Genomic DNA, 14,916 nt, shown 5'->3' with positions numbered 1-14,916 from the left:
GACCGCCTCGGGCACCCTGGGGTGAGGGCTTCCGGCGGGGCGGTCGATTACTACGTCCGAGGTCTGAACCAACGCATCTAGCGCACCGAAGTACTGAGCGGAAGCAGGGTCGGACATCACCTGATCGTAGTGGCGGTCCGGCCCGCGTGGCCGTCGAGGACTTAGTCGCCGGGGGGATCTCGATACACCCGAGTCGCTTCGCTCCTCGGGCGCAGGTGGGTTGAGTGGCGGTGACGAAGGAGCCGCCGTATCGAAACCTCGATCACCCAATCAGCCGCTCGATCACCGTCGACTGAAGTGGTCCGGCGCTACGGCGATGCGGTGTGGCGGGGCCAGGTCCAGGCTGTGCGCAGGATGAAGGCCAGGATCAGTAGCTCGAGTCCGATCGAGAGAACGTAGAAGTAGGTCCAGGATTCACCCACTCCGTTGAATATCGCGTAGGGGATGCTCAGCGATGCCACGACGAGGTTGATGGCGCGGTTCGCGCGGGCTGGCAGCGTCATGGACAGCAGGATCATGAAGATCGAGATCGCCATGGACGTGAGGAAGACGACCAACAACGTCTGGCTGATGTCGAACTCGAAGACGACGCCGCGCCGGATGTCGTCGATGAAGCCGGGCTTGTACAGGGCGAAGTAGTCGACGTAGATGTAGAAGAACATGAAGCTGGTCCAGGCCGCCGCAAGTTTGGCCTGCACGGGCATGCGCGGATCTTCCAGCGCGCTCGGGGACGGCGAGTTGCCTAGCGCAGTGCGGGATTGAGGTGTTGTCATCACGATGATCCTTGCCTTGATCGGTTGGGTGCTTTCACCTTCACCGATGTCGGCGGCGGGCACATCGGCCCCGGAGACAGATTCGGCTTGGCCGTTGGTATGGCTGAACTCTTGTACTTTCGGCCGATACGCCGCCGACACGGGATGCCTAGGCTGATCAGATGGGCACCAACGCACTGCGCTCACTGTGGGCCGAGCCTCGACCCACGAACCCCCCGGGCCCGGGACCCCGGGACTGGTTCCTGGTCGCAGCGCTGATCTGCTGGTCCCTGGCGGAAGCGGTGCTCCGCCAGAATCTGGCGCCGCGCCCGCTGCTGTTGCTCGCGACGCTCGCTGCCGTCGGTCCGCTGCTGTGGCGACGTACGCACCCCTTCTTCGCGGTGGCGGTCGCCTTCGGCACCCTGACGATCGTCGACATCGTCAGAATCCTCACCGAGTCACAAGGCGCGCTGCTGAACAGCATGTTCGCGACGCTGATCCTGGCCTACGCCCTGTTCCGGTGGGGCTCCGGCCGGGAGGCCGCGACCGGTCTCGGCATCATCCTGCTCTGGCTGCCCATCACCACCGTCGCGGACCCCACCAGCTTGGCGGACAAGGTCGCCGCGTACGCGTTCTTCCTATTCGCCGCAGCGCTCGGCGCCGCGATCCGCTATCGCGCGAAGATCCGCGTCCGCGACATCGACGAAGCCAAGGCCCGCGAACGCGAACAGCTCGCTCGCGAACTCCACGACACCGTCGCCCACCACGTCTCGGGCATTGCCATCCAGGCCCAGGCAGGGCGCGCCGTGGCGGCGGCCGACCCCGAGCGCGCGGTCGAGGCCTTAGCCACCATCGAAGACGCGGCGACCCGAACCCTCACTGAGCTGCGCGCCATCGTCGGTGTACTCCGCGATACCCAGAACACCGAGTTCGCGCCGCAGCCCGGCGTGGCCGAGGTCGAGCAGCTCGCCACCGACGACCAGACGCGTCCCCGCGTTGACGTGACGCTGTCCGGCGAGTTCGACGACCTCAGCCCGGCGGTGGGGGCCGCGATCTACCGCCTGGCCCAAGAGTCCATCACGAACGCTCGACGGCACGCCCGCCACGCCACCCAGGTCAACGTCGCCGTCATCGGCGACGTTGACCACATACGACTGACGATCGACGACGACGGCTTCTCCGGCGCTGGCGGCCGGGCCCCGGCAGGCTACGGCCTGGTGGGCATGCGAGAACGCGCTTCACTGCTCGGCGGCACCCTCCAGGCAGGTCCGGTCGCCGAGCGAGGCTGGCGAGTGGAGGCCAACCTGCCCCGAACCCGGAGGACGCGATGACCATCAGGGTGCTCATCGCCGACGACCAGCCCATCGTGCGCACCGGGCTGACGATGCTGCTCGACGCCCAACCCGACATCGAGGTGGTCGGCGCGGCAGCAGACGGGCGCGAAGCAGTCCGACTGGCTCTCCAACTGCGCCCCGACGTCGGGCTATTCGATGTTCGCATGCCGATGATGGACGGCATCGAGGCCACACGACGTCTCGCCGGCCCCGATGTCACCGACCCCCTGCCGATCGTGGTCATCACCACCTTCGATCTCGACGAATATGTTCACGGGGCGCTCAAAGCCGGGGCGCGCGGGTTCCTGCTGAAGGACGCCGGACCCGCTCTGCTGACCCAGGCCATTCACGCCGCCGCCGACGGGGACGCACTGATCGCGCCCAACGTGACAGTCCGACTGCTCGCAGCGTTCGCCCACTCACAGACCTCACCACCGAGGCAGCCGATCGAGCCGCTCACCGCCCGCGAGGAGGAAGTCCTCGTGCCTGTCGCTCGGGGCCGCACCAACGGCGAGATCGCCGGCGAGCTGTGCATCACCCCGAGCACCGTCAAGGCCCATCTCGCCAGCCTCATGCGAAAGCTCGGCGCCCGGAACCGCGTCGAGGTCGCCATGTGGGCCCACGAGACCGGTCGTCTTTGATTGTCCGACGGCCTGCCGTCACCTGGTGGCTGGCCTGTCGGGTGGCGGTGATCTCGATACACCCGTGTCGCTTCGCTCCTCGGGCACTCGATCACCTAAATGGGACTCGATCACCCAGGGCGGGCCGGGTGGCGTGATCTCGATACGCCCGCGTCGCTTCGCTCCTCGGGCACTCGATCACCTAGCACCGTGCATCGACGATCAGTAGCGTGGTCGGGGCTCGCGTTTGATGGGGCGGACCAGCCCGGCTATCGCTACCGCATAGATCACGACGGCCGCGACCGGACCTAGCAGCGGCCACCACTGCCAGTCGGCGGGCAGGACGCTCGCGAACAGCGCCACCGCGCAGCCGCCGAGCGCCGCCCCCATGGCCGTCCCGGTGAACGCGTTAACGCCGGGTATCGCCGCCGAATGCACGCCCAGGAGGTAGGCCGCGGCCAGGCAGCCCGCGGCGACCGCCGCCACCGCGGGCACGTCGACCAAGACGAGCAAACCGGCAACGCATGCCACGGCCATGGTTGCCGCCGGACGGATGAACCATCCGAGAACGGCTAATCCGGCAGCGCCGACGGCGAGGAGCCCGATGGCCGCGTTCAGCAGGAACGCCTCGGTGGCGATCATCGTCGTCTCCCGGTGCCCGCGCCGGCCCCCAGGACGTGCATCGCCAGATGCAGTCCGACATCGGGGTGCCAGGCGACCAGATCGACACCGACCGCGGTGAGATCCCGATACATGCCGGACCGTTCCAGCCGCCACCATCGGGCGATGGTCGCGTCGGTGTCGTCGGCGAACGGTGAGCCGGGGAGCACGTCGACCGCGACGACGCGATGCCCCCGCGTGCGCAGGTCGACCAGAGCGAGTGCGAAATCGGTGTCGAGCAGCGTGGAGAATGCGATAACGATCGCGTTGGGCGGCATGGCCATTCGGGGGACGAGTGTGCCTTCGTCGCGCTGTGCGTCATCGGCGTCGAGGATGGTGTCGAGCACCCGATAGAACTGTCGGCGCCCGATGTCGGGCCGGAGCCATCGCACCTGGCGGCCCAGCGTCACGACCCCCACCCGATCGGCCGCCTGCAAGGCGCTGTCGACGACCTGAGTCGCGCCGCGGGCAACCCGGTCGCTCGCCGCAGTCGCAGGCCCCCGGGGCTGCGGGTGGGTGTCGAGCACGACGACGAGATCGGCGGAGCGGTCGGTGAACCGGTCGGTGACGTGCAGCTGCCCACGCCGCGCACTCACCCGCCAGTTCACCGCGCGCAATTGGTCGCCGGGCACATAGGGGCGGATGTCGGCGTATTCCACTCCCAGGCCGTGGTGGCGGGTGAGATGGGTGCCGATCCGGTCGGGGAGTTCGGCATCGGGCAAGGGAGTGGCGGGCGGATCGGCCACCGGAAACACCCACAGGTCGACGGCCGGCACAACCACGGATGCCGCGAAGAACCCGGAACGGGTGATCGCCTGGACGTGCGTCCCGACGCGGTACCGGCCCCAGCGCTCGGCGGTGGCCCGGATAGTGGCCGTCCCGGCCGCCCCCGGATCGAGTTCCACTTCGACTCCGGGGTCCACGTCGACCCCGGTGATCGTCAGGATTGATTGCGGCGCATCGCATTCGGGATACAGGAGTGCGTCGATCGTCTCCGCCTCGAAACAGCGCGCCACCGACGGATCTGCGCGCACCCAGACGGCGGCGGCATCGTCGCGCGGCCTGGCGGTGGCGGCCAGGATGCCCACCATCGGTGCGGCGAAAGCGAACAACTGCCATCGCCCGGCGAGTACCGCCAACGCCACGGCAACCGCTGCGCACGTCGCCAACGACATCGTCAGCGGCGACGGCCGCCAGACGATCGGCACATGATTAGGGCGGACGACGGTACTCATCGGCGAGACATCATTTCGGCGTGCGCGGGACGGGCAGACGCCGGAGCAAGTCATCGATCACATCGTCGCCGTGGATCTGACGGACCCACATCTCGGGGCGCAGACTGATCCGATGCGCGGTCGCGGCCACCGCAAGGGTCTTCACGTCCTCGGGTATTACATAGTCCCGGCCCGCCAGCAGCGCCTGGGCGCGCGCCATTTGCACCAGGTCGAGTTCGGCTCGTGGGCTGATCCCGACCTCTACCTGCGGGTGGGTGCGGGACGCCGCGGCCAATGCCACCACGTAGCGCACCATGTCGTCGTGAACGTCGACCTGTTCCACGGCCTCCCGCATGGCCGATACCTCATGCTGGTCCACGATCTGGCTGAGCGTCGGCGGCACCGACCCGCGGTCCAGGCGACGTCGCACCATCCGGGTCTCGTCGGATTCGTCGAGATAACCGAGTCGCAGCCGCAGCGCGAAGCGATCGCGTTGCGCCTCGGGCAGGGGATAGGTCCCCTCGTACTCGATCGGGTTGTCGGTGGCCAGCACCATGAACGGGCTGGGGAGCGGGCGGGTCAGACCGTCGACGCTGACCTGGCCCTCGGCCATCGCTTCGAGTAGGGCGGCCTGGGTCTTGGGCGGAGTCCGGTTGATCTCGTCGGCGAGGAGCAGGTGCGTGAAGATCGGTCCGGGCCGGAACTCGAATCGGCCGGAGGACATGTCGTAGATCGTGGAGCCGAGCAGGTCCGCCGGCAGCAGATCGGGAGTGAACTGAACCCGGGTGAAGTCGAGACCCAGAACGGCCGCGAACGACCGGGCGATGAGGGTCTTGCCGAGTCCGGGGAGATCCTCGAGCAGCACGTGGCCACCGGCAAGCGCCGCGATCATGATGAGCCGCAAGGCATCTCGCTTGCCGACGACGACGCGTTCGATCTCGGTCAGGATCTCCTCGGCCCGCCGGGCGGTGGTTGCTATCGACGGGACAGGACCGGATGTCATAGCTGCTCCAATTGCTTCAGGATGGCGTCCAGGGTGTCCCGGCCGGGTCCGGGCTGGTCCCGGTCGGCGTAGTTGGCGCCCAGCGGATCCACCCACGGCCACAGCTCGGGGCCGAACGTCATCCGGCCGGTCGCCCCGAGGGTTCCCGCCGTCGCACCGCGTCTCGCAGCTCCGTGCCGGTTGCCTGTGGCCATGAGAAATTCCCGCGCCAGAATCGGGCGCAGATGACGGTCCCAGTCGCCGCGCGTTCCGTCCGCCCAGGCGATCAGGTTGCGGGTCCGCGCCTGCCAGCGCACCAAGGCGTCGTCGCGCTCGGAGTCCCACGGTTGGGGCGGGGGCGCCGAGCGCGCCCCGAGCGATATCGACAGCCGGAGCACACCGAGGATGACGGCCGCCACCGCGCCACCAACCAGGAGCGCATGGGGCCGCAGCGGGCCCACCGCCGCGGCGACCACGAGGCCCGCCACCACGACGATCCCGGCCATGACCAAGCGGTCGATCATGGTCGGCCCCCGAGGTCGTCGAGCAACATACGCAGCCAGGTCACCGCGGACTCGCGATGCCGTTCGGTCATCTCGTGCGGGCTGAACCGGGCTTCGGCGAACAGACCGACCAGCGGAGCCGCCGCCGCGGTCTCGCGGTGCAACGCGCCGCGGGCAACCGCACGGTCGAGCACTTCCGAAGGGGTGTCCGAGGGCTGCGGCGCGACGCCGGGAGCATCGGCGAGTTCCCGTTCCATCACGGCGTAGCAGGCGATGATCGCCGCTCGTGGATCCCGCCCGGGTTGGGTCACCTCGGCCAGACTGAGTGTGGCCGCGCGGACCAACGCCGCGGGCGGGTCGTCGGTCGTGGGGGAGGGACCTTCGTCGGGATCGAACGACGCTTCCCCGGCCATCGCCCCGGACGGCGACCGTGCGGCGAGCAGGATGGTTCCACCGACGGCCAGTGCGACGAGAAGTACGGCCACCGCAACAATGGGAGCGGTGGGCACGTCGGATATCTGTCCGTCGGCGGCCGGCGGCGGTCGAGGCTGGTCGGTACCAGGCCCTGAACTGGGTTGTGAGGGCGTGGGTTGCGCATCGTCGGGGCCGATGGGCACGCGGATCGCCAGGAGGACGCCCATCGCCGCGAGGACCGCGACGATGATGAGGACCGCGGCCAGCACATGGCGCAGGCGTGGGCGCGGGCTCCTGGCGCGCGGCTGCATCGGGATCTGGGGCTTCACGCGTTGCGCCCGGTACGCCTCGACCAGGGTGAGCGCCAGGATCGCTGCGGCGACGAGGCCGAGCGCGACCAGCGTGATCATGGTCGCCGCACCGTCGGCGGGTCTACGCGCGGATGCGCTCGTGTCGGACTCGGGGAGTCGGCCGCGCAGGGCGACCAGGGCCAACGCGACGGCGCCGAAGACGACGCCGACGCGGAGTATGCGGTTGTCCGAACGGTCCATGTCGACCCCGTCTGGTCGCGGTCCATCGCTGCGTCGAAAGTGTCTTCGTTTTCATCGTGACACACGACTCGCCAGGGGTGGCCTGGGTTGGCCGGGTGCGGTGATCTCGATACGCCCGTGTCGCTTCGCTCCTCGGGCACTCGATCACCGTCGGGGACATCGCCGCCCGGTCTATGAGTGGTTTGGCCTGTTTGGGTGCGGTGATCTCGATACGCCCGTGTCGCTTCGCTCCTCGGGCACTCGATCACCCTGGCGGGTGCTGGCCTCGGTTGTGTCGCTCTCGATTACCGTGGGGCAGGCACTCGATCACTGTCTAAGACCAGGTTCAGACGTCGACCGTCTCCAGGGCCTCATTGAACGCCGCGCTCGGGCGCATCACCTCGGACAACCGCTTGGGATCGGCCGCGTAGTAGCCGCCGAGATCGACGTGGTTGCCCTGTACCTCGGCCAGCTCCGCGATGATCTTCTCCTCGTCGGCGGCCAATCGCTGGGCCAGCGGCTTGAACTGTGCGGCGAGTTCGGCGTCGTCGGTCTGGGCGGCGAGCGCTTCGGCCCAGTACAAGGTCAGGTAGAAGTGGCTGCCGCGATTGTCCAGCTCGCCGGTCGTCCGCGACGGGCTCTTGTCGTTCTCGAGGAGCTTGCCGGTCGCCTCGTCGAGAGCCTTGGCCAGAACGGTGGCCTTCGGGTTGTCGCCCTTGCGACCGAGATCTTCCAAGCTGACCGCAAGTGCCAAGAACTCGCCGAGCGAATCCCAGCGCAGGTGGTCCTCTTCGACGAGCTGCTTGACGTGGCGGGGAGCGGAGCCGCCCGCGCCGGTCTCGTACAGACCTCCGCCGGCCATGAGCGGCACGATCGACAGCATCTTGGCGCTGGTGCCCAGCTCCAGGATCGGGAACAGGTCGGTGAGGTAGTCGCGCAAGATGTTGCCGGTCGCGGAGATGGTGTCGAGGCCGCGGATGAGTCGTTCCATCGTGTACCGGATCGACCGCACCTGCGACATGATCTGGATGTCGAGGCCCTCGGTGTCGTGCTCCTTCAGATACTCGCGGACCCTGGCGATCAGCTCGTTCTCGTGCGGCCGGTACGGGTCGAGCCAGAACAGCACCGGCGTATCCGACAGCCGTGAACGCGTGATGGCCAGTTTCACCCAGTCGCGGATGGCCGCGTCCTTCACGGTGCACATGCGCCAGATGTCGCCCTCCTCGACGTGCTGAGTCATGAGGACTTCGCCGGTCTCGTTGTCGACCACATCGGCGGCACCGGCGAACGGGACCTCGAAGGTCTTGTCGTGCGAGCCGTACTCCTCGGCCTTCTGCGCCATCAAGCCGACGTTCGGGACGGTGCCCATCGTCGTCGGATCGAACTGCCCGTTGGTCTTACAGAAGTTGATCATCTCCTGGTAGATGCGGGCGAAGGTCGACTCCGGGTTGACCGCCTTCGTGTCTTTCAACTTGCCGTCGGCGCCGTACATCTTTCCGCCGGCCCGGATGAGCGCCGGCATCGAGGCGTCGACGATCACATCGGACGGGGAGTGGAAGTTCGTGATGCCGCGCGCCGAATCGACCATCGCGAGTTCGGGTCGGTGCTCGTGACACTCGTGCAGGTCTTCGATGATCTCGTCGCGCTTGGTGGTGGGCAGCGCCTCGATCTTGCTGTACAGATCCGACATGCCGTTGTTGACGTTCACACCCAGCTCGTCGAACAGATCCTGATGCTTGGCGAAGGCGTCCTTGTAGAACACCTTGATGGCGTGGCCGAAGACGATCGGATGGCTGACCTTCATCATCGTCGCCTTGACGTGGAGCGAGAGCATCACGCCGGTCTCGAAGGCGTCCTGGAACTGCTCCTCGTAGAACTCGCACAGCTTCTTGCGGCTCATGAACATCGAGTCGGCGACGTCGCCCTTGCCCAGCGCCACATGCTCCTTGAGCACGACCTTCTGCCCGTCGGCGCCGGTCAGTTCCATCCGCACGTCACGGTCCTTGTCGAGCGTCATGGACTTCTCGCCGTGGTAGAAGTCGCCCTCGGTCATGTGGGCGACGTGGGTCCGCGACGCCATCGACCACTTGCCCATGCTGTGCGGGTGCTTGCGCGCGTACTCTTTGACGGCCTTCGGTGCCCGACGATCGGAATTGCCTTGCCGTAGCACCGGATTCACCGCGCTGCCGAGCGCCTTCGAGTAGCGCTTGTTGATCTCGCGTTCTTCGTCGGTCTTCGGGTCGGCCGGATAGTCGGGGAGGGCGTAGCCCTTCTCCTGCAGTTCGGCGATAGCGGTGGTCAGCTGCGGGACCGAAGCACTGATGTTCGGCAGCTTGATGATGTTGGCCTCGGGACGCAGCGCGAGTTCGCCCAGGGCCGCGAGGTTGTCGCCGACCCGCTGCTCCTCGGTCAGATAGTCGGGAAACTGTGCGAGGATGCGCGCCGCCAGCGAGATATCGCTGGTCTGGACGTCGATCCCGGCAGCACCGGCGAAGGTTTCCAGTATCGGAAGAAACGAATAGGTCGCGAGAAGCGGTGCTTCGTCGGTCAGTGTGTAGAAGATGGTGCGTTGCTCGGAACTCACGTGTGCTCTCCTGATCCTCTGGGTGGGGATCTGCTCAGCGGCCTGTTTGTGGCCGACTCGATTTGTCCGGTGCGCGGGGTAAGCACCGGTGGCACACCCAACCTATCGCGAGCGGGAGAGCGACGCGGCGGTAACGGTCGTCGGCGGCGTCCGACGCCCGGACCGGGTCCTCGATGTGTGGCCCGGGCGACCGGGGCTCCTCCGGTCAGCCGTAGTGCGCGTAGCTGCACTCCGGGTTCGGATCGGTGACGAACGAGACCAGACTGCCGGCCATCGTGATCGTGCACCCGCTGGCACCGGGACCTTCGGCCTTCACCGATGTCGAGATCTCCGGGAACACGTCGTAGGTCTTGGTCCACGGCAGGGCGGCGTTCTCTTCGACGACCTCATCGGCTCCGTTGATCCGATACCGGATGGTCGCGGTGCCCGACCCTTGCACTTCCAACGTGGCCGAGCCGACGGGCGCACCGGTCGGCGTCGCCGCCTGGGACTGTGTCGGCGGGGTCGACGTCGACCTTTCGTCGGCAGACGGACCGCACCCGGCGGTAAGGGCGACGACGGCGAGGGCACTGGCGGCTGCGATGCGGATTCTCATGCGCGCCGAACCTACCCGACCGCCAGCGCAGGCGTGCGCGCTTGTCGGTTCCCCGATCGAAACCCGTGTCGTGTGGCTTCATTGGTGTGTCCGGTTTCCGACGAGCGGGGAGGATCATGGTCGACCACAGGCGGATCAACGAGAGCGATCGGATGTATCTGAGTCCGGTCTTCCTCCGGCCGGGTGAGGCAACGTCGCTGGCGCGGTGGGAGATCGCCGACGACATGCTGGCTCCGGAGACGGCCTATCAGATCGTTCACGACGAGGCGATGCTCGACGGCAACGCTCGCCTCAACCTGGCGACGTTCGTCTCGACGTTCATGGACAAGCACGCGCGCGACCTCTACGCCGAGACGGTCGACAAGAACATCATCGACAAGGACGAGTACCCCGCGACGGCCGCGATCGAGGAACGCTGTTGGCGGATCATCGGAAACTTGTGGAACAACCCCGATATCGACAATGCGATCGGCACGTCGACCATCGGCTCGTCGGAGGCGTGCATGCTCGGCGGGCTGGCGCTCAAGCGTCGCTGGCGCGAGCGGCGGGTGGCCGACGGGAAGCCGGTCGACAGTCCCAACGTGGTGCTGTCCACCGCCGTGCAGGTGTGCTGGGAGAAGTTCTGCAACTATTTCGAGGTCGAGCCGCGCTGGGTTCCGGTGGATGCCGACCATCTCGTCATGGACGGCCACGACCTGGAGAACTACGTCGACGAGAACACGATCGGCGTCGTCGCGATCATGGGGCAAACGTTCACCGGCCTATTCGAGCCGGTGAAGGCCATCGCCGAGAAACTCGACGAGATCCACGCCTCGACCGGGCTCGACCTCAAGATCCACGTCGACGCCGCATCGGGCGGGATGGTGGCGCCGTTCTGCCATCCGGACATCGAATGGGATTTCCGTGTGGACCGCGTCGCGTCGATCAACACCTCCGGCCACAAATACGGGCTGGTCTACCCGGGCGTCGGCTGGATCGTGTGGCGCAGCGTCGCCGACCTTCCGGAATCGATGGTCTTCCACTGCGCCTATCTCGGCGGCAATATGCCGACGCTCGCGCTGAACTTCTCGCGGCCCGGCGCCCAGGTCCTGCTGCAGTACTACCAGCTGCTGCGGCTGGGCCGTGCCGGCTACACCGCGGTTCAGCAGGGGGCGCTCGACGTCGCGCAGTTCCTGTCCTCGCAGATCGCGGCGCTGGGCCCATTCGACCTCGTCAGCAAGGGCGACACCATTCCGGCCTTCGCGTGGAAGCTGAAGGACGGCTATACCGAGAACTGGACGCTCTACGACCTGGAAGAACGCCTGCGGCTCAAGGGATGGCAGGTGCCGGCCTACCCGATGGCGGACAACCTGGCGGACATGACGCTGCAACGCATCGTCGTGCGTTTCGGGCTGAGCCACGATCTCGCGGAGTCGTTGCTGGCCGACATCAAGACCGAGGTCGCCTTCCTCGACTCGCTCAACAGCCCGATGCGCCGGGAGGCGACCGGCACCCACTTCCACCACTGACCGATCCGGAGTCTCCCGCCGGTGCCGGGCGCGGTGCGCCGTGCTGTTCATGTGCGCCCCGTGCGATCAGAAGTCGCGCTACGCTCGGACAATGCCGGCCAGCGCCGACTTTCGAACGTGGTGCGTCTCGGGCGACCGATTGGACGCACCCTCGGAGGTGGACGTGCGGGGTCAGCGGCTGGTGTCGGTGGCCTCCTACGGGTCGGCCGTGGTCGGCTTCGCCTTCGCCGCCGTCAGTTTCGCCGCCGGTTCACCACAGGTCGGCGCGGCCAATCTGGTCGTCGCGCTCGCGATCGCACTCGTGCCGTTGCTGAAACGGCTCGGCCCGTTGGCGCCGGCCATCGGCTTCGTCGCGACGGCCACTGTGTCGTTGCTCGTGCTCAGTCTCATCATCGGCACCGGCGCCGGGCTGTCCCTGTACTTCGTCATCATGGCGGCGGCCGCGCCGATGATCGTCGGAAGCAAACGACCCGTGCTGGCACTCGCGGTCCTCGGTATCGCGATCACGGCCGTGGTGGGTCTGCACCTGGGTGTGCCGTCGAACACCGGGCGGTTGCCCGACTGGCTGATGACGGTGGGCTTCATCGCTAACGCCGTCGGGGCGAGTGTGCTGGCTTTCGTGATCGTCGGCTACGGACTGTTGCAGATCCAGCGCGCCGAAGACGCGCTGGAGGAGGAGTACGAGCGGTCGGAAGCGCTCCTGGACAACATCCTGCCGCGCAGCATCGCGCAACGGCTCAAACAGCCGACACACATGGAGATCGCCGACACCTACGACGACGCCTCGATCCTCTTCGCCGACATCGCGGGATTCACGGCCATGTCCAGTCACACGTCGCCGACCGAAGTGGTGCGGTTTCTCGATCGTCTCTACACCGAGCTCGACGCGCTCGTGGAACGTCACGGCCTGGAGAAGATCAAGACGACCGGGGACTCGTACATGGTGGTCAGCGGCGTTCCCGAGCCGCGTTCTGACCACCTGCAAGCGCTGGCGCGCTTCGCCCTCGACATGCACGACGTGTGCGCCGCGGTCAACAGCGCCGACGGCGGTGCCATGCCGTTGCGGGTCGGCCTTGCCGACGGCCCCGTCGTCGCGGGAGTCATCGGCTCGACCAAGTTCTTCTACGACGTATGGGGAGACGCGGTGAATCTGGCGTCGCGAATGGAATCGACAGGGGTGCCGGGCCGCATCCAGGTGACGGCCTCGGTGCGCGACAGACTGGCCGGCAGCTTCGTTTTCGAGGAGCGCGGGGTCGTCGCCGTCAAGGGCAAGGACGACCAGAACACGTGGTTCCTCGTCGGCGAGCGTCCGCGCCGGGGGGCGCTGGCCGCCTAGCGTCGATGCCCGGTCAGGGCGTCACGATGTTGAAGTCGGGGTCGGGTCGTTGCAGCGCTCCCAGGATCGTGCCGAGCACCGTGGCGTCCCCGGTGACCTTCAGTCCCGCTGCCTGTGCGGCGGCGATGTCGCCGGTCACCAGGTGCACCAGCACCCCGTCGGGGACGGTGATCGTCGCGGCGACTTCGGTGTCGTCGCGATCGCGGCTGCGCAGCAGGACCCCGTTGTGGAGGCGGGTCACGAACCGGGTTTCGCCGAACACCCAGCGCGTCGTGATGTCGAGGTCCCAGACTTTCGCCGCGTCGATCTGGATGGCGAGTCCGTCGATGAACATCTCCGGCTGCAGGTGGCTGACGATGTCGTAGCCCGAGGCCGCGGTGGGGGTGCCGAAATTGCCGGTCCGCAGTTCCATCGCGCCGGACAGGAAGAAGTTCCGCCACGGGCCGTTCTCGGAGCCGAAGCCGAGCTTTTCCAGCGTGTCGGCGAGCAGTGCGCGGGCAGCTTCGTGCTCGGGCTCGGCGAACACGACATGGTCGAGGACCTGCGCCGTCCTCCGCAGATCGCCTTCCGCGAAAGACTTGCGCGCCTTCTCGACGACGGCATCTGCGCCGCCCATGAACTCCACGTAGCGCACCGCTGCCGCCTCTGGCGGATGCTGCCACAGGCGCGACGGGTTGCCGTCGAACCACCCGAGATAGCGCTGGTAGATCGCCTTCACATTGTGGCTCACCGACCCGTAGTAGCCATGGGTGTTCCACGCCTCGTCGAGCTTCGGCGGCAACTGGAACTGCTCGGCGATCTCCGGTCCGGTGAATCCCCGGTTGAGCATCCGCAGCGTCTGGTCGTGCAGGTAGGCGTACATCTCGCGCTGGGTCTGCAAAAAGTGGCGGACGCGTTCGGCGCCCCACGTCGGCCAGTGATGGGAGGCGAAAACGACGTCGGTGTCGTCGGCGAACATCTCGATCGCCTCACCGAGGTAGTGCGACCATCCGTGCGGGTCGCGGACCACCGCGCCGCGCAAAGTCAGCAGGTTGTGCAAGGTGTGGGTGGCGTTCTCGGCGATGCACAACGCGCGCAGGTCCGGGAAATGGAAGTGCATCTCGGCCGGTGCCTCGGTGCCGGGAGCGAGTTGGAACACCATCCGGATGCCGTCGACGGTCAATTCCTGACCGGTCGCGGTGATGTCGACCGTCGGCTCGATCAGAGTGACCGTGCCCGTCGAGGTGGTCTGTCCCAGTCCGGCGCCGACCCCGCCCCGCGGGTTGCGGGGGAGTGCGGCACCGTACATGTAGCCCGCGCGGCGGGACATGGCCGTTCCGGCGTAAAGGTTCTCGGCGATCGCGGGCTCGAGGAACCCCTCGGGGGCGATGATCTGGACCGTTCCCGCGTCCACCTCCTCCTGGCTGACTATGCCCTTCACGCCGCCGAAATGGTCGACGTGGCAGTGCGTGTAGATCACCGCGACGACCGGTCGGTCGCCCCGGTGTTCGCGGTAGAGGGCGAGAGCGGCGGCAGCGGTCTCGGTGCTGATGAGCGGGTCGATGACGACGATGCCCGTGTCGCCTTCGACGACCGTCATGTTCGACAGGTCGAATCCGCGAATCTGATAGATCGAGTCGGTGACCTCGTAGAGGCCGTGCTTGACGGTGAGCTGCGATTGCCGCCACAGGCTCGGGTGGACGGTGTCGGGCGCTTCCCCGTCGAGGAAGGCGTACGAGTCGAAGTCCCAGATCGCCTGGCCGGCTGAATTCGTGATCGCAGCGACGTCGAGCGTCGCGGTCAGGCCTCGATCCGCATCCCTGAAGTCCTGCACGTCGTCGAACGGATAGCTGCCGTTGGCGGTCATTGCCACTCCCTTGGCCGATGGCGGTCCGACGCGCGTCG

General features: G+C 67.2%; 13 protein-coding genes. 4 read left to right on the top strand and 9 right to left on the bottom strand.

The window, feature by feature from the left end:
* Window positions 1–308: 308 nt before the first annotated feature.
* Window positions 309–773 (bottom strand): DUF6326 family protein, encoded by a 465-nt coding sequence (locus GOARA_RS15135; RefSeq protein WP_007323282.1) that lies wholly within the window; start codon window positions 771–773, stop codon window positions 309–311.
* Window positions 774–934: 161 nt separating this feature from the next.
* On the opposite strand from GOARA_RS15135, the gene GOARA_RS15130 reads away from it, so the two are divergent.
* Window positions 935–2,083, top strand: a complete 1,149-nt coding sequence (locus GOARA_RS15130; RefSeq protein ID WP_007323281.1) for a sensor histidine kinase — start codon at window positions 935–937, stop codon at window positions 2,081–2,083.
* Entirely contained in the window at window positions 2,080–2,727 is a 648-nt protein-coding gene (locus GOARA_RS15125) for a response regulator (protein WP_007323280.1), read from the top strand. The genes GOARA_RS15130 and GOARA_RS15125 overlap by 4 nt, the downstream gene beginning before the upstream one ends.
* 201 nt (window positions 2,728–2,928) lie before the next feature.
* Here the strand turns inward: GOARA_RS15125 and GOARA_RS15120 are convergent, their stop codons facing one another.
* From GOARA_RS15120 to GOARA_RS15090, 7 genes are all read right to left on the bottom strand, one after another.
* Entirely contained in the window at window positions 2,929–3,348 is a 420-nt protein-coding gene (locus GOARA_RS15120; RefSeq protein WP_007323279.1) for a hypothetical protein, read from the bottom strand.
* Window positions 3,345–4,601: a DUF58 domain-containing protein gene (locus tag GOARA_RS15115; protein ID WP_007323278.1), complete on the bottom strand. Its 1,257-nt coding sequence runs from the start codon at window positions 4,599–4,601 to the stop codon at window positions 3,345–3,347. The genes GOARA_RS15120 and GOARA_RS15115 overlap by 4 nt, the downstream gene beginning before the upstream one ends.
* Window positions 4,602–4,611: 10 nt before the next feature.
* Window positions 4,612–5,583 carry an AAA family ATPase gene (locus GOARA_RS15110; protein WP_007323277.1) on the bottom strand — a complete coding sequence of 324 codons (972 nt, stop codon included), beginning with the start codon at window positions 5,581–5,583 and terminating at the stop codon, window positions 4,612–4,614.
* Window positions 5,580–6,086 (bottom strand): hypothetical protein, encoded by a 507-nt coding sequence (locus tag GOARA_RS15105; protein WP_007323276.1) that lies wholly within the window; start codon window positions 6,084–6,086, stop codon window positions 5,580–5,582. The genes GOARA_RS15110 and GOARA_RS15105 overlap by 4 nt, the downstream gene beginning before the upstream one ends.
* Window positions 6,083–7,030, bottom strand: a complete 948-nt coding sequence (locus tag GOARA_RS15100; RefSeq protein ID WP_007323275.1) for a DUF4129 domain-containing protein — start codon at window positions 7,028–7,030, stop codon at window positions 6,083–6,085. Before GOARA_RS15100 ends, GOARA_RS15105 begins: the two co-directional genes overlap by 4 nt.
* A gap of 325 nt (window positions 7,031–7,355) precedes the next feature.
* Window positions 7,356–9,593 (bottom strand): NADP-dependent isocitrate dehydrogenase, encoded by a 2,238-nt coding sequence (locus GOARA_RS15095; protein ID WP_007323274.1) that lies wholly within the window; start codon window positions 9,591–9,593, stop codon window positions 7,356–7,358.
* A gap of 205 nt (window positions 9,594–9,798) precedes the next feature.
* On the bottom strand, window positions 9,799–10,188 hold the full coding sequence (locus GOARA_RS15090) for a hypothetical protein (protein ID WP_007323273.1): 390 nt from the start codon (window positions 10,186–10,188) through the stop codon (window positions 9,799–9,801).
* A 116-nt stretch (window positions 10,189–10,304) separates the two neighbouring features.
* On the opposite strand from GOARA_RS15090, the gene gad reads away from it, so the two are divergent.
* The gene (gene gad / locus GOARA_RS15085; RefSeq protein WP_007323272.1) at window positions 10,305–11,696 is read left to right on the top strand and encodes a glutamate decarboxylase; all 1,392 of its coding nucleotides are present in this window, start codon (window positions 10,305–10,307) and stop codon (window positions 11,694–11,696) included.
* A gap of 91 nt (window positions 11,697–11,787) precedes the next feature.
* Window positions 11,788–13,032 carry an adenylate/guanylate cyclase domain-containing protein gene (locus GOARA_RS15080; RefSeq protein ID WP_138947720.1) on the top strand — a complete coding sequence of 415 codons (1,245 nt, stop codon included), beginning with the start codon at window positions 11,788–11,790 and terminating at the stop codon, window positions 13,030–13,032.
* Between the two features lie 13 nt (window positions 13,033–13,045).
* On the opposite strand, the gene GOARA_RS15075 is transcribed toward GOARA_RS15080, so the two are convergent.
* Window positions 13,046–14,878: an alkyl/aryl-sulfatase gene (locus tag GOARA_RS15075; protein WP_007323270.1), complete on the bottom strand. Its 1,833-nt coding sequence runs from the start codon at window positions 14,876–14,878 to the stop codon at window positions 13,046–13,048.
* Window positions 14,879–14,916 lie beyond the last annotated feature (38 nt).

Origin of the sequence: Gordonia araii NBRC 100433 (genome assembly GCF_000241265.1) — a bacterium.
GTDB classification, from domain to species: Bacteria; Actinomycetota; Actinomycetes; order Mycobacteriales; family Mycobacteriaceae; genus Gordonia; species Gordonia araii.
Note: the sequence above shows the minus strand (reverse complement) of the source record. Positions and strands in the feature narration are given on the sequence as shown.